The organism is Bradyrhizobium sp. P3_C3 (assembly GCF_056402655.1).
On record NZ_JBFUGY010000045.1, the window covers coordinates 19909 to 40580 of the forward strand.

Sequence of the window (20672 nt, forward strand, 5' to 3'; positions counted from 1 at the left end):
CCGGAGCGCATCAGGATTTGCGACGCAATTGAACGTGACCGTCGATTGATTGAGCAAGCCGCGATATCGTCAGCTCATCGTTCATGGTGGATGCTCTCAGGGGAGAGGGCGGGATGAATCGCGCCCTTTCATCGTCAGATAGTCGGATGAAGGTCGCGAACGGGGCTCACCTCCTCGAGGAGCGAGGCGACCTTGAGCGTCGTCGATTCCGCCAACCAGGAGGAGACGATTTGCACGCCGATCGGAAGACCGTCGTGGCTTGTTCCAAACCGCATCGACAACGCCGGCATGCCGGTCAGGCTGAACGGAGACGTGGCACTCATCACGTGGAACGGTGAAACCGTTTTGCCATCGACCACGACGTCAGCGAGGCCATGCCTGGTCGCGGGGAACGGGGTCACCGGGCAGAGCAGCACATCGTAGCGCTGGAAATAGTCGACGAAGCAGTCGCGCAGGCGCTCTATCGCCTGCTCGGCGGCGACGAAGTCGGCTATCGGCGTGTCCTTTGTATCGAGGACCAGTTTGGCATGCCGGAAGATCTGGGCCTCGTGGCCCGCGGTGACCTTCGCAAACTCGGGCCGGGCTTCCATCTGCTGGAGCTGCCAGAGCACGCTGTTGGCATCGGTCTGCTCCAGCACGGGCAACCGGACCTCTTCGACGAGACAGCCAGCACCACTCAGCGCATGAGCGGCCGCCCTCACCGTCGCGACCACCTCTCGATCGACTGGTCCGAAGATGCCCGGAGAGGCAAGCCAGCCTACACGAACCTGACGGGTCGATTTCGTGCCCACCCCTGTATCGAGATCGGGCGAGCTGACCGAGAAGCCGTCGGCGCCGTCGGGTCCTGCCATCAAGGAATAAGCGAGCGCCACATCGCGCACCGAGCGCGCCATCGGACCGATATGCCAGAAGCGACGTGGCACCCGAGGCCAGTGGCCTGTCATCGGCATTCGACCGTGAGTGGCCTTGAATCCGACGACACCGGTATGCGCTGCCGGGCCGCGCAAAGAGATCGAGAGATCGCTGCCCACACCGAGTGGCGACATGCCCGCTGCGATGGCAGCGGATTCACCGCCGCTCGATCCGCCCGGCGTGTAGTCGAGGTTCCAGGGGTTGTTGGTTTGGCCCGTCAGGAGATTGTCGGTTTCGATCGAATAGGAAAATTCGGGCGGGTTCGTCTTTGCGATAAGAATGGCGCCGGCGGCCTTCAGCCTGGCCACGACGGTGGCATCAGCGTCAGGCATGCGCCCCCTGAAAATCGGCGAGCCGCGCTGTGTCAGCACACCCGCCGTGTCGATCCCATCCTTGACCGTGAACGGAACGCCATGGAGAGGGCCGAGCTGGGCGCCCGATATCACCGCCGCTTCGGCCGTCCTGGCGCCTTCCATCGCGCCGTCGGCCAGCGTCACGATCGCATTCAGCTTGGGATTGACCGCCGCGATGCGGTCGAGATGCGCCTGCATGACCTCGACGGGCGAAAGCTCCCGTTGAGCGATCAGCTGGGCGATGCGGGTGGCGTCCGTTCTAACGATGTTATCCATCATATCTGTCCTACCTGCCATTTGGTAGGCTGGACATGTCCCTCGCATTTATGGACTTCAATCCCTACCTGCCATTTGGTAGGGACACGTTGAGGTGATCACGATGAGCGAAAATGCGAAGGAAGCGATCCTGGCTGCAGCGCGCAGGACAGCGCAGGCCCACGGGTATGGCGGGTTGAACTTCCGCGACATCGGGGCTGAAGTCGGCATCAAGGCTGCGAGCATCTATCATCACTTCCCAGGTAAGGCGGAGCTGGGAGCAGCGGTGGCGAGACGCTATTGGGAGGACACGGTGGCGAATCTCGAAGCTCTTTCAACGGCGAACAGCGATCCAAGAAAGGCGCTCCGCGCCTATCCGGGACTCTTTCGTCGATCGCTCGAGCAGGACAATCGCATGTGCCTCTGCAGCTTCATGGCGGCCGAATATGATGATCTGCCGGACGCCGTGAAAACCGAGGTGCAGGCGTTCGCCGATGTCAACGTGGCGTGGCTGACCAGGATGCTCGCTGCGGCTTCAGTTCCCGCCAGCAAGCGTGAAGCAAGGGCGCGCGCGATCTACGCGGCCGTTGCCGGCGCGCAACTGATGGCGCGGAGCCGCGCCGACCYGAAATTGTTCGATGCGCTGATCGAAAGCTTTCGGGGATCAGGCTTGATCCCGACCTGAAAGCCGATCCTGCCTGCGCCGTCCAAATAGCTGGCGGAGATGAACCGTGGACATCTTTGGCTTCTTCACGTCGGCGCTTGCGTGCCAATTGACAGTCAATTGGAGAACGTGCTCGCCCTGCGGACGAGCAGTTCATCGCCCTTTCGGCCAACTTCGAGCGCGGGGGCCTGGTATGGCGTTGAGACAACGACGCGCTGACCGGGCGCCAGTACTGTCACAAAGCGGATCGGCGTTCCCGCTTCACCCTGTGCAAGAGTCGTGACGACGCGGAATCCATCGGGCTCGACCGTGTAGTAGGCGACGCCGGATACATCGCCGAGATTGATGCTCAGGCCCTCGATCGGCCGCAGGCCGTTAGCGTGTGCGGCCCCGAGTGAGGCGAAGGTGACGGCGGCTGCGAGAAGCGAGCTGCGGACTGACATAGGAACCTCCGTTGGCTTCGGCGGCGGGCGGGTTGCGCGTCTGGCTGATCGCGGCGGAATCGCGGTTTCCGTAAAGCTCGCGCAATTTGGTCTTCAGGACTTTTCCGGTCGCCCCGTGCGGAAGCTCGTCGACGAACAGAACATCGTCCGGCATCCACCACTTCGCGATCTTGCCCTCGTAAAAGGTCAGGAGATCTTGCGCCTCGAGCCTCGACCCCTGGCGCCGGACCGCAAGCACGAGCGGGCGTTCGTCCCATTTTGGATGCGCAATACCAATCACCGCCGCTTCGACGATTTCGGGGTGGGCCATCGCCAGGTTTTCGAGCTCGATAGACGATATCCATTCGCCTCCGGACTTGATGACGTCCTTCGAGCGATCCGTAACCTGCATATAACCGTCGCTGTCGATCGTGACGACATCACCCGTGAAAAACCAGCCATCGGCACACTCGCTTTCCGGCATCTTGTAATAAGCGCGGGCAATCCAGGGCCCCCGAACCACGAGGTCGCCAACTGCCTTGCCATCGTGGGGGAGTTTTCTGTTGTTGCCATCGCGAATGCCGATTTCGACCCCGAAAAGCGCACGTCCTTGTTTGACCTGGCGAGACCGCCGTTCAGCTCTCGACGAGGTCATGTGCTTGCGCAGTGGCTTCGAGATCGTCGCGAGCGGGCTGGTTTCCGTCATGCCCCAGCCATGCAGAACTTCTACTCCGTATTCGTCCTGCAGCGTTTCCATCAGGGAGGCCGGACATGCCGTGCCACCGATCAGCGCGCGATTGAGCGTCGTCGGCTTCACGCCGGCGGTTTGCAGGTATCGAACATAGCCCAGCCAGACCGTCGGCACGCCGCCGGCGAAAGTCACCCCGTGGTCCTCGAACAACCTGTGCAGGCTCTCACCGTCGACGTTTTGGCCGGCCATCACCAGCTTCGAACCCGTCGCCGTTGCACAATACGGCATTCCCCAAGACATTGCGTGGAACATCGGCGAGACAAGCGCGACCGTGTCATCCAGAGAAATGCGACAAGCGTCTGGGAGCGCTGCGGCGCAGGAATGCAGCACGGCGCTGCGATGGCTATACAGCACACCCTTTGGGTTTCCTGTCGTTCCCGACGTGTAGCACAGTCCGCATGCCGTGTTCTCGTCGAACTCCGGCCATGCATAGGCTTCCGAGCACCCGGAGAGAAATCCTTCATAGGATGGGAAGCCTTTGGCTCCCACGATCTTTGCGTCGCCAGCCTCGCCCAGATATATCCACGCTTCAACAGTCGGACATTGCGGCATTAAAGAGTGTACGAGATCGATAAAAGCCAGATCGAAGAATACAACCACATCTTCGGCATGGTTGATGATGTATATGATCTGGTCCGCGAACAGCCTTGGATTGATCGTGTGGCAAACGGCTCCCATTCCGGAAATGCCGAAGTATAGCTCCAGATGCCGATAGCTATTCCAGGCTAAGGTCGCCACGCGATCGCCTGGCTTAATGCCGATCGAATCCAATGCATTTGCGAGCCGAGAGCTGCGCTCGAGAAGGCCGCTGTAGCTCGTGATGTGATCGGGCCTGTCGGGAGTTCGGGAGACGATCTCGACATCGGGAAAGGAGCGCGCCGCGTGCATGAGAATGGACGACAGGAGCAACGGAGTTTGCATCATTAAGCCAAGCATGGCGAATGTTCCCTCGGTTTCAACGCTTTCACTTCAGCCGCAAGCGACTGTTCGTGCGGGCAGGAGATGGTCCGCACGGGTATCCATTTGGCGAGAGGTCTTCATCAGCCAGGACGACTCGCCCGCCCTCTCGCCCTTGGGTGCCCGGTCCCCGAACACGCGCCTTCGCGCGAGACCTGAGAAGGATGGCGAGCTTGAAGTGAACGACTAGCAGCCTGATCGCAAAGGACGTGACGAGCCATATGACTGACAGGGGCATTTGTCTTCCAAACACGATTTAGATTCGATGCTGTGAATGAAGCTAAGACTCTGGAAGCTGGATGTCGTGAGCCGCCGGCGCCCTTTCACCGGTGCTGGCACGCACCGCTCACTGCCACATCGCGCCACCAACTCAGCCATCAGCTATTGGAACGAAAAGATATTCTTCCAGTCGTTCTTCATGCTGATGATGGTCCAGTTTTTCTTCCTGGCCTCAGCGTAGAGCGCGGGGGTGAAGGAACCGATCTTGGTATAGGGCAGCCCCTGCGCCGGACCATAAGCGTACTCACGTATTCCATCGTCGTGCAGTACAAGCATCGATAGTCGCGCGCCCTCCCCGGCACCCGTATATTCCAGCATCTGCTGGTCTCCAGTCGAGTTGCCAAATGAAGCATTCGGACGCCGACCAATCATCAAGTGAATGCCCTCCGGTTTCCCGGCAGCGCTGTCATACAGCATGAGCCTGGGTTCACTAATGAGGACCGGCTTGCCGTCCTTGTCATAATCATATTTGACGGCAAGCGCCGACCCGACCACCTGCTCCGGTGGGATGCCGTAGACCTGCTGTGAATACAGGCGCACAAAATCCTGACCGAAGCCCGTGACAATGTAGGTCTTAAAGCCATTCGCCCGCAGGTAGGTCATCACCTCCAGCATCGGTTGGTAGACGAGTTCGGTATAGGGCCGCTTCCAGCGTGGGTCCTTCGCGGAGGAAAGCCATTTCTTTCCTTCGGCCTCGAACTCGTCAGTTGTTATGCCGGCGAGCGTGGCAAGGACGATCTTTTCGAGGTCTCGCATCGAAAGCCCGGCTATCGCTTCCCGGTTTCCCGAGAGCACCGTCTTGAATGGCTCAACGTCCTTTAGCGCCGGCTCTTGCGCGACCAACACCGGGACCCGGTCGAGGCAATACACCATTTGGCTATAAATCGGCTGCTCCACCCAAAGCGTGCCATCCTGATCAAAAGTGGCAATGCGTTCCTCGGGAGGCACGAACTTCGGACTTGCCCGGTCTGTCGTGTCTCGGACGAAGTCGAGGATCGCTTGTTTGGCGGATCCGTTATTCCACGATGGCAATGGGCCGCTCGAAGCGGTCTGGGCCAACGCGGAGACGGATAAGGGCGGCGCGGATAGGGCTGGAAGCAACGCCAACGTCGTGAGCAGGGTGCGACGGTCGATGCCGGAGCGCAGAATAGTTTCTTTCATGGTCGGCTATTCCTAGTTCAAATAGATCGGGTGTGAGCATGTTCGGCGAAATGCGACGGTCCGCACTGCTGATGATGGGGCTTGAAAGCGCCATCAGGTCGGCCGTGGGGGACAAAGGGTCATGGTGACTGGAACGCAGTGCTAGTCCGCGCGCACCCAAAGCGCTTCTAATCCATTGAAGTTGAGCATCGTCCGGCGCTCCAAGGGGTGCTCGGCACTCAGGCGGAGCTTCGGGAACCGCTCGAAAAGCACCGAAAGAGCGATCTGTGCCTCGGCCCGGGCCAATGGCGCGCCAAGACAGAAATGGGCGCCGCCGCCAAATGAGATGTGACGCTTATCCGGCCGTTCGATGTCAAACCGCTTTGGGTCGGGATGCGCCTCTGAGTCGTGGTTCGCTGCGTAGAGCACGGCATTGATCGTCTGCCCCGCCGCGACCGGGCACCCGTCGATCTGCATCGCTTCGGTTGCGATCCGAGTGCCTTGCACGACTGGCGCGTCATAGCGCAACACTTCCTCGACGGCGCTACGAACCAGGCTCGGATTAGCGAGCAGTTTGCTGAGTTCACCGGGATGCTGTAGCAGGGCTAGTACGGCGTTACCGATAAGATCAGTCGTCGTCACGTTGCCCGCAAAGAGCAAACTATGGCAAACGTTTGTGATCTCCGCTTCGTCGAGCTGCTCGCCGTCCTCTTCGGCGTCGATCAGGCTGCTTATCAGATCGGCCCGTCGTTCCTTACGACGCTTTTGGATTACCTCAGCGAAGTAGCTGGTGAGAGCAGCATTGCAGGATGCCAGGATGGCCTCCTGCTCCGGCGTGCGTTGCGGGTTGAACATCTGTAGTTTGCCGTCAGACCACTGCTTGAAGTCGTCGCAGCGGGCGATATCGACGCCCAACATCAGGGCGATGGCGATCGTCGGCAACGGTCGGGCATAAGCCTCCATAATATCGAAACAGGATGGATCGTCGATGTCGTCCAGCAAGCCGCATGCGACCTCAGCGATACGCGGGCGCATCGCATCGACCGCGACCTGGTTGAACGCCTTGACGACCAGGGAGCGCAGCCGCTTATGGTCCGGGTCATCCATATGCAGTATGAGCGGCCGAAATGTCTCATCAACCTTCAGCTGCACCCGAGAGAACGAACCCGGGCGGGATTTCCGTGGATCGGAGGCCAGATTGCGATTATTCATAACGGCATCGACATCGACCGCACGGGTCAGCACCACCCGATCGAACATCCGGTCCTGGTGCACCGGCTCGCGCGACCTCAGCATATCGAGATATTCGTCTGGCCGCTCCCGAAAGACGGGATCCAAGTGGGTCAGGGCAATTCCTGTTGGCACCGCAGTCTCGTCGTTACTCATGGATCTCGTCCTTTCGCTAGGGTTTAGTTCCGATCGGCTTGGAACGAGCGAAGCCTCCGCGCATGGCAGTCATCGTCGCCTAAGGTGATCGAGGCCATCCAGCGCGGGCATGACGCTAACTTGCGAAAACGCGACGCTCGGCGGGACGGGCAATCAGCAGATAAGAGGCCAGCGCCAGAAGCGAACACGGCGTCATGACCGCGGCCATCGATAGCGCTGATCGTCCGTCGTAAAGACACGCAACGAGCCCACTTGAGACGGCGCCTACCATCATCTGAATGCTTCCGGACACAGCGCCTACCGCGCCGGCGATCTGCGGCAACGGATGCATCGTCGCGCTCATGGCGTTCGGTATGCTCAATCCGAAGGCAACGGCAACAGCGACCAGAACTGAAACAACAAGGGGTAGCGATACCCAGCCGACAAGTGTCGTGGCGAGGAATAGCCCTGATGCCGCCACAGAGACCGTCAAGCCCATCATCAGCACATGAGCTGGTGAGAAATTCCAAGCGGCGAGCCGCCGATCGAGGAAAGCCCCGGCCATGACCGATCCGGAACATGCACTGAAAATCAGGCCATACTGATTAGGCCGTAGCCCCATGCTGTTGATGAAGAACAGGGAGGACCCGGTGACATAAGCCATAACCGTCCCGCCGGCGGCTGCACCGACCAGAATGTATGCGAAGGAGATCGGATGCGTCAGGACTTGAAGATAGCTGCGGCCAATGATTGATGGTGCAAGGCGATTGGTCTGATCGATCTTTGCACTTTCGGCAAAGCCGGTGACCAATGCGATCAACAAAGCCAGACCCATCACGAACTGAATCGTGTAAATCAGGCGCCAGCTACCCAGCGCCAGTAGAGCCGCGCCAGCGGTCGGTGCGATCAATGTGACTACATTTATGGCAATGACGACGTTGGCCATCTTCGCACGCGCATTATCCCCCTCGAACAGGTCGCGGATGATTGCAAACGTCAACGTTGTACTGGCCGCGCCGCATCCTTGGCTGAAGCGGCACACCAGCAGCACCGGCAATGATTGGGCGAGCGCGCAAGCGAGACTGCCGACGACAAAGAGCGTGACGCCGAATACCACGACGGGCCTGCGACCGTACCGATCGGATACCGGCCCATAGACAAGCGGCGCCGCCGCCAGACTGAGCATGAAAACACTCATCGTAAAGCCGACATCCGCGGGCGGCGCGCCGAGAGCGGCGCCAGTGGCCGCCAGTGCCGGTAAGCTCATGTCAATGCCCGAATACGGAACTGAGGCAAGAAGGCCCAGCAACAGCGTGAAGGCAAACGATGCGGGTTGAATACGCATGGGTTGAATATCCGATACGTTCCTGGTCCCGCGCATCGTCAGATGCGGCGCGTGTCCGCGGAGATATCGATCGCCTCCCAGACGAAGGACGGAAGAATCAGCCTTCCATCCTTCCCGGGAGCGGAAGCAAGTCACCGATTGGCGGCGACACGTCGACCTTGCTTAGCGACCGCGGTGCCGCCCGGGTCGCTTATCTCATTGGACCCTTGCGCGACTTGGTTGATGATCCGCAGGACCTCGGAACGAGTGTCAATCGCCTTGAACTCGTCGGCCATAGCTGAGGCACCTGAACGATAGTCCGGTTTGTCGAGCACGACGCGCACGGCCTCGCGCAACGCTTGTGGTGTCGGATTGTTGGTCGCAAGATTGATTCCGACACCGGACCATGCGACATGCACGTTCACGTCCGCCTTGTCTTCCGTCAACCCTGCGGTCACAAGCGGAATTCCAAAGCTCATCGCCTGGTTGACACTCCCATATCCACCGTTGGTGACGAGCACGTCGACCTTGGGCAGAAGCCACTCGAACGGCAGATAGCTGGCGAGACGCGCGTTGCCGGGAATTGGGCCAGGAATGTCGCCGACCGCGCGACCGCCCGCTGTGGCGACCACAAGCAAGTCAGGTTCGTTCGCGAGTCCCGCAAGCGCCGGCGCGATCAAAAGGTCGAAATCGTGGTTTGCCACCGTACCCTGCGTCACAAGCACGACCTTGCGCGAGCCGTCCAGTTCGTGCGCCCACGCCGGAAGCGGGACCTGATTGGGTATGATCGGAGGGGTGCCGACAAAAGTCACGGAGGAAGGGATATCGCGTGGAAATTCAAAACGCGGTACCGTCAACTGCATATAGGCATCTGCAAGCTCTACGACCGATTCGAAGAGAGGCTTGGACACAGATCCAACGCCCAGGCCCTTCAGGTACCGATTGACGCAAAGGCCGAGAGGCCCGTCGACGATCTTGTCGTGTTCTCGCGCGAAGGCAGCATATTCGTCGAGGTGTGCTCGGGTGGCCGCGGGCGGCAAACCTGCAAAAGCCGGCGCTCTGTCCTCGCGTTGCCAGTGCAAGACGGATGTGCCGCAAAGAACAATAGGCAAGCGTTTCGATCGCGGTCCTACCAGCATGGGTAGGACACCAAAAAACATATCGTCGCCAATGATGATGTCGGCAGGGAATTCCCGCAGGACCTTGTGCACGCCGCTATACTGAGCGGGAATGGTATCGACGAAGAAGCGCTCCACTAATGTGCGCAACCATTGTGGCCCGGGCGGTACGCCCTTCATCTCGTCGGACGTGATGACATCCTGCGCAGTCAGATCCGCCTCTTCGGGGAGCGGATAGAATTTTGCTTCGAACCGTTCGACACGGCTACGCAGGGAGGTCCCCGTCAGAAAGGCAAGTTCGTGGCCCTCCGCGATCAAGATACGGCCGATCGCCAGTAGCGGATTGAGATGGCCGGTCCCGGGGGTCGAGACGACGAGAATCTTCATATGATCGTCTCGTCCGATTGTCGACATAGCGATCTCCTTTGGGTTGCGACGCAAAACCTGTAAAGCGTCGAGGCTGAAGAGCACTGCGGCGGGCCCGCCGGGCGGTATTGCGTCCACCCGGCCCCTTTCCGCATTGGAATCATCGTGAGAAGGCGCCAATTCGCCGGAAATTAGTTCGAGACCGATTTCACCTTGCGGACGAGCACGCTGTCGCCGTTCCGGCTGATTTCGAGCGCATCTGCCTGGTACGGTGTTGAGAACGCTACACGCTGACCTGGTGCAAGAACACACTCAACACGGATCGGCGTTCCCGCCATGCCCTGTGCGAGGGTCGTGACAACATGGAATCCGTCGCGCCCGACGGTGTAGTAGGCGACACCGGACACTTCGCCGAGTTCGATGCTCATACCATCGATCGGACGCAGGCTAGCGGCGTGGGCGGCCTCCAGAGAGGCCAAGGCGAATGCTGCGGCTACAAACATGCTACGGATCGGCATAGCGATCTCCTTTGGGTTGCGACATAAAACTGTAAAGCGTCGAGGCTGAAGAACACTGCGACGAGCCGGCCGGGCGGTATTACGTCCGCGCCGCGCCTTTCGGCATTTAGGCGTTCGCGCCGCCGAAGCTTGGCGGATTGATACCCATCGCCGCGATCGGCTCGCTGAAGGCTGCGCCCACACTCAGCTATATGCTGACGGGCGGTCCTCTTTGACCCAGTGCTTTTCAGCCTCGGAATCGGGGTCAGGCGGCTTCATTCCTTGGATGGTCCAGAAATCGATTGGCGTTTCGTCAATGTGGACCTCCCAGCGATAACCCCGCTCGCGTGCGAAAGCATTGAGTGCAGTGTTGACGCGCTCCAGCCACCACGCTCGCCGCTCGGGAGCAGTTGCGCGAGCAATCTGATCAATCCAAATCCTGACAAAATCGTTCGTTGCCTTTCCGCCGACAAAGAACGAGTTCCTTGGCAATTCGTGAAAGACAACGCTTGCATAGAACCGAGGCAAGCCGACGTCCGCGTAGAGGTCCGTGATACGCATCGCAAGCGCGCGCTTGTCCTCGGCTGAGTACGCATTTTCCGGACAGTAAATATGCCACAGAGGCATTTGAGTTCTCCTTAGTAAGCTTTCGCAATATTCGTCCTGGCTTCTTCATTCCTTCGAGGGCGTATTCTTGGCAGGGCGCGCCCGCCAGCATGCTGCCGCATGAGGACGGGTCGACGGCAGGCGCCGACCCGGAACGCTCCATCACGCGAGTTCTTCGAGATGCCCGAGGCCCAGACCGTCGACGACGGCCTTCTGGACGGGCGCGATGTCGGCATTGATCTTGTCAGCACCGAACGACGTGCCCACCACCGTCCGAGCGGCGCGACTGCCCTTCGCCTGGCCGACGAGCTTGGCGACGGCCTCGGCAATGTCGTGAGGCTTCGGAGCGTCCTTTCCCTGCAGCATTGACGTGAAGGTCTTGTAGATGGCGTCGGGAATCTGGCCGACCTCGCCGTAGGACTTCGTGATGTCGCCGTCGGCAGGCCTCTGGATGCTCGAGTACAGGCTTGTCGGGTAAGCGCCAGGCTGAACTTCCACCACGTCTACGCCGAGTTGGGAGACCTCCAGCCGAATGCTGTCGGTCAACGCTTCGATCGCCATCTTGCTCGCGCCGTAGATGCCGACGAAGGGGAACGTCACCCGGCCGAGGACCGAGCCCATGTTGATAATGAGGCCTTCGCGCTCCCGACGCATCGAAGGCAGCACTGCCCGCGTAACGCGGAGGAGCCCGATGACGTTGGTGTCGAAGATCGCCTTCGCCTGATTCGCCGTGAAGGCTTCGGTCACGCCGACCGACGCAATGCCAGCGTTGTTGACCAGCACGTTGATCTTGCCGGCCTCGGCGAGGATAGAAGCAACGGCGCGATCGACCGAGCCGTCATCGGTAACGTCGAGTTCCACGACGCCTATTTTCTGGCTTCGCAGCGCGTCGGCGTGGCTGCGATTGCGGCCGGCGATGTCGCGCATCGCGGCGAACACGCGATAGCCGTCGCGCGCCAGCCTTTCCGCGGTTTCGCGGCCGAAGCCGCTCGATGTGCCGGTGATGAGAATAGTCCTGGTCATGGTTTGCCTCCGGTGATGAGGGTTGCGGGTCAATGCGAGACGATCAGCCGGTATGGCTGGTCAGGAACCGGCGGAGTACCGCGACCGGGATGTCCGAGAACGAGCTTGAACAGACGTCGGGAGCGGAGGGTTCGGGTGATGAAGCCTTGGATGCGAGTCAGAAGGCGAATTCCAGGCTGGCGTGTGCAACCAACGTTCCCGTAGACGCAAACGAAACGCGGGTTTCCGTGAAGGCCGACGCTTTGCCAAAGCGCAATACTCTGCTCTTACATGATAGTCATCGTTGACGGCTGGACGCAGGAAGTGAGTGTGCTGATACACCGTGCCTTTAGTGATGCGCCCCGTCGTGCCCACAGACAGTGATGCAACCGAGTCAATGGCCGCCATAATTGCCTGGCCACATACCGCACAGCTTGACAATTTGAGCGCTTCATTTTGTGGAAGCATCGCGGACACGATGCCCGGGCAGACCTTGAACTCACGAAGGCCGAGCATTTTCACCCAAGGCGCGAAAACATATTCGTACAGCTCAAGAACGGTGGCATCCGTCACTGGCAAACAATGAAGCGGAACCGGAATTCCAGACCGCCCAACTCCCAAGGCAGGATCGGACTCGTTTTGCGTTGCCTGCTCGGTCACAAAAGCCCGGTTTCCCGTTAGCGTCATTGTATTCTGAACTTCTGCAATCATTGCTGTCTCCGATTCTCGTCAAAGCGTGACTACGAGGATCGGAATCTAGGCGGCTGGACCGCAGGTGTCGTGAGGCGATCGCGCCCAATCATCCGTACTAACGCGCACCGCCTGGCGCGCCTCGCGGCGATGCTGACACGATCTCGGCGGCGTGATTTGGCGTGACGCAGAGTTGAGTGGGACCCGTCGCGGGCCACGCTAGCTTGATCAACGTCTGCCCGTGGTTTCGGCGCAGGCCATTGCAAACCGTGCGATTAGGCTTGCCAAGACTCGTTTTACCAAGACCCGTGGAGGTGATGATGCGCCCGAACGACGATTTTCTCAGCGCTCCAGAATTGGATTATGACGGTTTCCGAGCTGCAATGCGCGAGGATTGGGGATGGTTTACTCCTGCTCGCGAAACCAACATCTTCGCCAGCAAGGTGCGCACGCGGCGCGTCTTCGGATTCGCCGCAGTAGATCTCACCTGCAGCGCTACCCGCCTTGAGCGGACGGAACAGGACATTCGCCGTGACAACATGGAGTACTATTTCGTCACAGTTCAGGATACCGGCGAATCGATCATCATTCACAACGACCGAGTCGTAAATATCACTGCTGGCGATGTCGTCCTGCTCGATTCCACAAAGCCCGTGACATTCATCTCGCGGGCCCAAGACAGCGCGCGATGGCTTGGTGTGCAAGTGCCGCGCCAGAAGCTGGCGTCGCATCTCGGCTTCGAACCGCAAGGTGGCGTGTGCGGTCCTCGGCAGGCGCAAGCGTCACGTCTGCTCTGTCAACTCGCTCTTGACCCGATCAACGATGCAGAACCGGCGTTCGCGTCGACTGATCAATTTATGCATCTGGTGGTCTACGACCTCCTCGGCGCACTGTTTGCACCTCCCGCCCCGCTTGGCTCGCGCCACAACGACAAGCTGTTCATGCGCGTCTGCGGCATCATAAAGGACCGCTTTGCCGATCCGGACATCTCTCCGCGCGAGGTGGCTGTCGAGGCGGGAATTTCACTGCGCTATTTGCAGAAGCTGTTCACGGTCCGTGGGTCGACATGCGGTCACCACATATGTTCGGCCCGTCTGGATCATGCGGCGCGTCTGATCGAACGCCGCGCGTTGATGAAGACAGGTCAGCCTCTCAGCGATATTGCCTACGCCTGCGGCTTTCGCGACTACACGCATTTTGCGCGCGGCTTCCGCCGGCGTTTCGGCACCGCGCCGGGCGCCGTCGGAGCAGGCGCCACCGGTAACGACAGCGCACGGGTGTGAAGGCTGCAGAAACAGAGGCAAGCGCAGTTAAGCTCGGCTCTCGACCGAATTCAGAAAGGATCTCGCTTTCCAACCCCTGTCGCGCCCAGAAGCAATCCGGGGGTCGACCGTCGAAAACAGAGATCTACCTAACATTCGATAGGAGCTGGCGGAGAGAGTGGGACCCAACCCCAAGCCTACACTAAGTGACTGAAACCCCTTGATCACAAGCACTTAGGCGGGCTATTTGGGGGACACATTGGGGGCCGCTTTGGGGGACACCTCGCCTCGCCGGGGGTGATCAATTCATGCTGAGACCGAGATTGGGACGCCACCTCGAATGGCACGGCAACCGCATTCGTGTCGTCGTGCGAGTGCCACCCGCGCTGATCAAGAAGGTCGGCGTCACCAAGCTGCGCGAGGTGCTCGCGACACGCGATCCGCTGGAGGCCGAACGGGAGAAGGTGGATGTGGTCCGCCGATTGAAGGCTAAGTTGCGCGGGGAGAAGGTGGTCGTGGTGCAATCGCCGCTGACACAGGAAGCCCTGCGGTGGCGTGAGGCAGCGCGACAGGCAGCGATGGGACAGGGCGGCTCCGGCCCCACCGAAGTGCAAATCGCGCTGAACGACCGGACTGACATGATCGAGCGTCAGCACGGGCCGGAACTCGCGCAGGCGTTCGGCTCCATTGCGTTGGGGCTCGCGACACCGCTGACCTCGCTGCTGGACCGCTGGTTCACCGAGAAGGCATTCTCAGTGGGCTACCGAGAGGACATCCGCCGGGCCGTTGCACGGCTGGAGCAATGGTGCGGAGAGACTGCGGCCCGTCCCGTGGTCGAGGCAATCCACACAGCAGATGCGGGCCGCTTCATTCACGACCGCTACATCGCATCGAAGGTGGACGTGACGACGGCCAACAAGGACATCTCTTGCCTGCACTCCTACTGGCGCTGGATGGGGAGGCGACACGGCATCAAGGAGAACCCTTGGAGCGAACAGCGGCTGCAAGAAAGCAAGACGCGGGAGGCGGAAGAATGCAGCGACGACAAGCGACCGTTCACGGATGATGAGGTCCATGCGCTGCTCGCTGGCATCAGGTTGCGTCGCGAATGGGGGTTCTCGCTGTTCTCTGCACTCAGTGGCCTGCGAATACACGAGATCGCGGGGCTGCGCGTCAAGCACTGCCGTGAGGGCAAGATCGCGGTGACCAAATCCAAGACCCCGAGTGGTGTGCGGACGATCCCAGCCCACCCGCTACTCGCGACATTGATCGAGACACGCAGTGTCGGGAAAAGGCCGGATGACTTCCTCTTCGAGGAGTTGCCCGAGCAACGCCCCGGCTCGAAGCGCGATAGGTCCACCCCCGTAACTCAGGCGTTCACTCGTGAGAGGCGACGGCTTGGCGTTGAGGAGAAGGCGAACGACAGGCAACGCCAATCCAACGTCGACTTCCACAGTTGGCGGCGTTGGTTCATCCGCCGTGCCGTAGCCGGGCTGGAGAAGGGCGGCGTGGGGTACACAGCGTGGACGATAGCGAGCGTGGTCGGGCACAAGGTCGAAGACGGCACGATTGAGGGTGTTGCCTTGCCACTCGGCATGACCATGGGCGTGTACGCTGGTGCGGCATCATGGGAGGCGATGACAGCCTGCGTGAAGGCCGTGACGCTACCGAAGAACACACCGGCGCGACGGGATGACTTGGCCACGGAGATGCCTGGGGATCGCCGCCCTACGGTGAGGCGCAGAGAACTGCCTGCTGCGGCGGAATGACGAGAGCGGCCCTTTCAGTGCATCGTGTCCGGGGCTTCCGTTCCAGCAAGGAGAGCTGACTTGAAGGCCGCATCGAACAAGCCCCTAAACTGCATCGCGTTGACATTCGAGATGTGGGCAGTATCCCGGAAGTTCGCTTGGCCATCCTTGACCAGATAGCAATTGTCGTGCTCACAGATCACCGCTTGAGGGTCCACAACAATGAGGCGCGGATTGTCTCTGTGCTTGGCGAGCCCGCGAGCGATTTCCGCTCGGAAGTCGCGCATCGTTACGTTGGGATCGGCGTCGATCTTCCATTCTCGGATGGCTCGCCCCGCACGTGCCTGCTTCTCGATCCATCGCTGGGGCAGATCGAAGCCGATGTTGAGCAAGGGCATGATCAACACAACGGTCTTGTCTAAGGAGAGCAGGCGATCGACCACCGAGGAAACGTCCGACGCACTTCCCCAATTGCCCCCGAGCACAATGATGCTCGGTTGAGCAGCACCGCTCAAGAGATCGAGGATACTCCGGTTGAAGCTCCTACAGGCCGGAGTATCGCCCGAGTTCCGAGCGGCATCGTCAACAAACGGCCTGCATGCGCTCTGGGTCGCGATCAATCCGTGTATGTCGTTGGCAGCGGCTGCTGAGGAAATCGGCTCAAGGTACTGGTTCGCAAAGCTGTCACCCCATAAGATCGCCGAGGGTCGCACCGCACTCTCTCCTGCGCCGAAACCGCAGTAGGTCTCTGCCGCACTCTTGGTGGAGTTCGCGTTCCTGAAGCACTCATCGCGTGGCGTGTTGGTCCTCCTCGCCAGCTCAGCCGGCAAAACATACTCTGGTAGCCTGCTCGGTACCCCATTATCGAGGAATGCGACCGCGACAAACGCCGTGAGCATGGCGAATAGAGCACCGGAACCAGCGAGCATCCGGCGGAACGTCCAGAACTCCCGACGCATCCTGACTGGTTGCTCCACGTAGCGATAGGACGCGGAGCTGAGCACGATGGTCAGGGCGACCATCAGCATCTTGTGCGCGGCGCTGACGCTTTCGCCATGCAGCGACAGCCAGCCAAGTACGAAGACCCAGATTGGCCAGTGCCACAGGTAGATTGAGTAGGACCAGTCGCCCAACCGCTGGATAGGAGAGAAACCGAGCCAGCTCATGGCACCCCTCCCCTGGCGCGCTGCCACGATCATTGCCGCGCCCAGGATTGGAGGAATTGTGAGCACGCCTGGCCAGTGCGCTTCCGGTGCGGGATAGGCGATAGAAAATGCCACCAATGCCCAGCCTGCAACAGCGACGACGAGGTTCTCGATCCAAGGATGGTTCGTATCGCATTTGGAGCGCCACCACATCTCGAAGGCAGCGATCAATCCGCCTGCCAGCGGCTCCCAAGCTCTTGCACGCAGGGAGAAATAGGACGACCCCATGGCATCGTTCCGGCTCGTCCATAAGCACCAGACGAGGGACACGGCGGCAGCAATCTGAACTGCAATCAGCACCGCCCCGATCTTCGATTTCGAGCTGTAAGCCGATCGCCAGATCAGCGACACGATCAGGGGCATCCAGATGTAGAACTGCCACTCCACCGAGAGCGACCACGTATGCAGCAGTGGCTTCGTCTGTGCGGCCATAGCGAAGTAGCCGTGGTCGCTGTCGAAGGCGAAATTTGACACGAATGTCAGCGCCGACAACGCTTGCAGGAGATGCTTCAGGTACTCGCGCGGGAGGGTGAGGAACCAGCCAGCGACAACAGACGCGACCACGACGACGGCCAGGGCAGGAAAAATCCGGCGCATCCGCATCGCGCCAAACGCAATCAACGAGAACCGACCCAAGGCCAAGTCGGTCAGCACCTTCCCGGTCATCAGGTAGCCGGTGATCACCAAGAAAATATCGACGCCGACAAATCCCCCAGCGAACCCAAGTAAGTGGAAGTGGTACCCAACCACAGCGATGACAGAAACCGCCCGTAGCGCGTTAATGTCGATGCGGAAGCCGCCGTCGATTTTGTGCTTGCTTGTCGGCGCAAATGCAGCCGCTGTTCCGTCCATCACCAGGTTCCCCCAATGTCCCTTCCGCCTGGTTGGGTCGCCACCCGTTCACTATCCGGTCACTGGGATTTTTCCCAGGGCGTGACGGCCGTTCTCGGTAGAACTACTGGGACGGCGAGCCCACTAGCCATCTGGAGCGTACGCAGTCGGCTCTGTTTAGGGGGAAGCCCTCAAGAAGGAATGGCCTCAGCGACGCACATCAATTGGGTTGCAGTCTAGCCATACAGAATGCGCCTTCGGGGGCGACCAAATGGGTTGCACTACAGCCCTACAGAACGCCCTCTCTGAAGAGGTCCAAATAGGTTGCAGTATCGCCCTGCAGAACGCCCTCCCGCAGGACTGGTCGATTGGGTTGCACGTTAGCCCTACAGAACGTCCTCTCCCACAGGTGACAGCTCTCGGCCCAGCCCGGCTCACGACGTCCCGCCCCTCCCTCCTCCAATCCCGCCAAGCCATTCACGACGCGCCCGAGCGGCACGGCGAACAGAACTTTCGCTGCATCGGGAGTGACACGGTGCAGGCAACGACATTTTTGCCCGAGACACATCACCCACGGTGAGCGGCTTGGCCCGATGGGACCTTTCTACCAGCGCCCACTGGCGCTCACCGATCCCTTGGCCCCTCCGTGGGCCGCACAACCTACCTCCAGCATGAAAGCAATCATGAACGACAACACTACTGCCGTGGCCGCGAGCCTCACCGGCAGCACGATCACCGTGCTCGACGCCATCATGGGCAGCGGCAAGACCACTTGGGCAATCAGCCACATCAACGCCACTCACGCCAAGAACCAATCCGAAGTCTTCGACGGCCTGCCCGGTGACCGGCGCTTCCTCTACGTCGCACCATTCCTGACCGAGGTAGACCGCATCCGTGACGCATGCCCGGACCYGATGTTCAGGGACCCCCAGCCGATCCACGGGCGCAAGCTCTTCCATTTGGAGAAGCTGATCGAGGATGGGCACAACGTCTGCACGACGCATGCGCTCTTCTCGATGTTGAACAAGCGCATCTACGAGCGATTGAGGGAGCAGAATTATACGCTGATCATCGACGAGGTGATCACGTGCGTCGATCTGCTCAAGACGCTCACGGTGTCTGATCGGAAGGCATTGTTCGATGGCGAGTACGTCCTCGTTGACGGAGCCGATCGACTTCACTGGAACCACGTCAAGCACCCGAACTACAACGGCCGATACAACGACATCAAGAACCTCTGCGACAACGGCAATCTCGTTGTCTACGGCCGCGATGCCAAGACAAGCCTGCCGGCCGTTCTGATCTGGGAGTTCCCCGCCGACTTCCTCCGCTGCTTCAACAATGTGTTCATCCTGACGTACATGTTCCACGGCTCACCGATGCTCTCCTACTTCGAGGCTGAAGGGCTATCGTTCGAGATGCGGGGCATCAAGGGTGGTAGGCTCGTATCGTGGGACAACACCGACGAGGCCGCGATCAAGGCCAAGCTCCGATCACTCGTCACGGTCTACGATGGGAAGATGAATGGCATTGGGGCGTCCCGCGATGGGTGCAATCCGCTGTCATCGTCATGGTTCGACCGTGCAACTGAAGGGGCATTGAAGAACCTCAAGTCATCGACAGAGAAGTTCTTCGAGCGCATCGCCAAGACACCCTCCGCAGTCAACGGATGGACGACCTTCAAGAAGGCGAAGACGCCACTGAAGGGCAAGGGCTACGGTCGTGGGTTCATCCCAATCAACGCCAAGGCGACGAACGACTACATCGAGAAGAGATCAATGGCTTACCTCGCCAATGTCTTCCATCAGCCGACCATCAAGGGCTTCTTCGAGCGTCGTGGCGTACCCGTCTATGAAGACCTCCACGCCTTGTCAGAGATGATCCAGTGGATTTGGAGATCGGGCATCCGCAAGGAAGAGCCAACCCCGATCAACGTGTTCGTCCCCTCGGCACGAATGAGGGGGCTGCTGATCGAATGGCTATCGTCGGACAGCACCGCCGCTTTGATCGCCAAGCGAGCTGCGCCTCCCCTGAAGAGGGCGGCCTAACGGGCAAATGGGGAAGTTCGACGCTCGAAAACTTCCCCACCACACCAGTAATCCACTGAAATTATGTGGTTATTCCGACGCAGCCTTAAGAGAAGACTATAGAGGGAACCGGCTGATCGACGAATGAGCAAGCCAGCGAAGAGGTTCTCTCCGGTCCATCAGCAGACTGAGCTCCCGGAGGGGCTGACCAAGGGTCTCGACTGGTTGTTGACGCTACGCTGAAGGGAGCCGGGAAACTGCCTCCCGGTTACCACCGCAGCAACATCAGAACCATGCGTCGCGCCATGGCAACGCGCAGCTTCGCCCCCTATGGCCCCCGCCTGCGGCCCGACACATTCATCAATCATCAATTCGTCCTCGTAAGGAAGATCATGAACACCACCCCCACCTCGGACATTGTCTCCGCAATCGCCGCCGCCAAGGCTACGATGCTTGAGAACCGCCGCGAGCGTAACCGCCGGAACGCCAGAGCGGTCTACCGGCAGACACTTCAGATCAACCCCCGGAAGGCGATGTTGCAGAATGCTCAGCGAGCAGCCCGCCGCTTCAGCGTCCCCATTGACATCACCACAGATGACATCGTGATCCCGGCCCGATGCCCGGCCTTCGACATCCCACTTGAGCGCTCGGTTGGCGTTGCGGGTGAAGCCTCGCCGTCCCTCGTTCGGATTGAGCCGGCGCTGGGCTATGTGAAAGGCAACGTCATCGTCGTGTCAGCCAAAGCGGCCCGCGATCCGCTGGCGCGGACGCTGCTCTTCAAGGCACTGAAGGGGGATCTGAAGGCTGAGCCTCGAGGTGCAACCATCGGCGCTTGAGGTTCCCCGGATAGTCGGTGCCGAAACGTGAAGGGGCTATTCCAGGACTGGCGCTGCGCCAT

16 protein-coding genes are annotated in these 20672 nt (G+C 60.1%); 5 read left to right on the plus strand and 11 right to left on the minus strand.

From position 1 onward, the window contains the following. Nucleotides 1–134: 134 nt before the first annotated feature. Entirely contained in the window at nt 135–1544 is a 1410-nt protein-coding gene (locus AC1DW2_RS35640; protein WP_477008307.1) for an amidase, read from the minus strand. 100 nt (nt 1545–1644) lie between these two features. Between AC1DW2_RS35640 and AC1DW2_RS35645 the strand changes: the two genes are divergently transcribed. Beyond that, complete coding sequence (locus AC1DW2_RS35645; protein ID WP_477008308.1) at nt 1645–2205, plus strand: TetR/AcrR family transcriptional regulator; 561 nt, start codon at nt 1645–1647, stop codon at nt 2203–2205. A 95-nt stretch (nt 2206–2300) separates the two neighbouring features. On the opposite strand, the gene AC1DW2_RS35650 is transcribed toward AC1DW2_RS35645, so the two are convergent. From AC1DW2_RS35650 to AC1DW2_RS35690, 9 genes are all read right to left on the minus strand, one after another. Beyond that, the gene (locus AC1DW2_RS35650) at nt 2301–2627 is read right to left on the minus strand and encodes a hypothetical protein (RefSeq protein ID WP_477008309.1); all 327 of its coding nucleotides are present in this window, start codon (nt 2625–2627) and stop codon (nt 2301–2303) included. Beyond that, nucleotides 2560–4293 (minus strand): long-chain-fatty-acid--CoA ligase, encoded by a 1734-nt coding sequence (locus AC1DW2_RS35655; protein ID WP_477008310.1) that lies wholly within the window; start codon nt 4291–4293, stop codon nt 2560–2562. Before AC1DW2_RS35655 ends, AC1DW2_RS35650 begins: the two co-directional genes overlap by 68 nt. A 402-nt stretch (nt 4294–4695) precedes the next feature. Further along, nucleotides 4696–5754 (minus strand): HAD family hydrolase, encoded by a 1059-nt coding sequence (locus AC1DW2_RS35660; protein WP_063980537.1) that lies wholly within the window; start codon nt 5752–5754, stop codon nt 4696–4698. A 141-nt stretch (nt 5755–5895) separates the two neighbouring features. Then, nucleotides 5896–7119 (minus strand): cytochrome P450, encoded by a 1224-nt coding sequence (locus AC1DW2_RS35665; RefSeq protein WP_477008311.1) that lies wholly within the window; start codon nt 7117–7119, stop codon nt 5896–5898. A 115-nt stretch (nt 7120–7234) separates the two neighbouring features. Beyond that, nucleotides 7235–8443, minus strand: coding sequence for a multidrug effflux MFS transporter (locus AC1DW2_RS35670; protein ID WP_477008312.1), 1209 nt, complete (start codon nt 8441–8443; stop codon nt 7235–7237). Between the two features lie 131 nt (nt 8444–8574). After that, nucleotides 8575–9927: a glycosyltransferase gene (locus AC1DW2_RS35675; protein ID WP_477008313.1), complete on the minus strand. Its 1353-nt coding sequence runs from the start codon at nt 9925–9927 to the stop codon at nt 8575–8577. Between the two features lie 170 nt (nt 9928–10097). Then, complete coding sequence (locus AC1DW2_RS35680; RefSeq protein WP_477008314.1) at nt 10098–10424, minus strand: hypothetical protein; 327 nt, start codon at nt 10422–10424, stop codon at nt 10098–10100. 183 nt (nt 10425–10607) lie between these two features. Further along, nucleotides 10608–11030 (minus strand): tautomerase family protein, encoded by a 423-nt coding sequence (locus AC1DW2_RS35685; RefSeq protein ID WP_477008315.1) that lies wholly within the window; start codon nt 11028–11030, stop codon nt 10608–10610. A gap of 141 nt (nt 11031–11171) precedes the next feature. Continuing rightward, nucleotides 11172–12032 (minus strand): SDR family oxidoreductase, encoded by an 861-nt coding sequence (locus AC1DW2_RS35690; protein ID WP_477008316.1) that lies wholly within the window; start codon nt 12030–12032, stop codon nt 11172–11174. A gap of 989 nt (nt 12033–13021) precedes the next feature. Here AC1DW2_RS35690 and AC1DW2_RS35695 point away from each other — a divergent pair. Both AC1DW2_RS35695 and AC1DW2_RS35700 read left to right on the plus strand, forming a co-directional pair. After that, the gene (locus AC1DW2_RS35695; protein ID WP_477008317.1) at nt 13022–13984 is read left to right on the plus strand and encodes a helix-turn-helix domain-containing protein; all 963 of its coding nucleotides are present in this window, start codon (nt 13022–13024) and stop codon (nt 13982–13984) included. A gap of 302 nt (nt 13985–14286) precedes the next feature. Further along, on the plus strand, nt 14287–15732 hold the full coding sequence (locus tag AC1DW2_RS35700) for a tyrosine-type recombinase/integrase (protein ID WP_477008318.1): 1446 nt from the start codon (nt 14287–14289) through the stop codon (nt 15730–15732). Nucleotides 15733–15746: 14 nt separating this feature from the next. Here AC1DW2_RS35700 and AC1DW2_RS35705 read toward each other — a convergent pair whose 3' ends face one another. Beyond that, on the minus strand, nt 15747–17768 hold the full coding sequence (locus AC1DW2_RS35705; protein WP_477008319.1) for an acyltransferase family protein: 2022 nt from the start codon (nt 17766–17768) through the stop codon (nt 15747–15749). Nucleotides 17769–18499: 731 nt separating this feature from the next. Here AC1DW2_RS35705 and AC1DW2_RS35710 point away from each other — a divergent pair. Together AC1DW2_RS35710 and AC1DW2_RS35715 are read left to right on the plus strand one after the other, a co-directional pair. Further along, nucleotides 18500–19795: a DEAD/DEAH box helicase family protein gene (locus AC1DW2_RS35710; protein WP_477008320.1), complete on the plus strand. Its 1296-nt coding sequence runs from the start codon at nt 18500–18502 to the stop codon at nt 19793–19795. 284 nt (nt 19796–20079) lie between these two features. Beyond that, nucleotides 20080–20610, plus strand: coding sequence for a hypothetical protein (locus AC1DW2_RS35715; protein ID WP_477008321.1), 531 nt, complete (start codon nt 20080–20082; stop codon nt 20608–20610). The last annotated feature ends 62 nt before the right edge of the window (nt 20611–20672 follow it).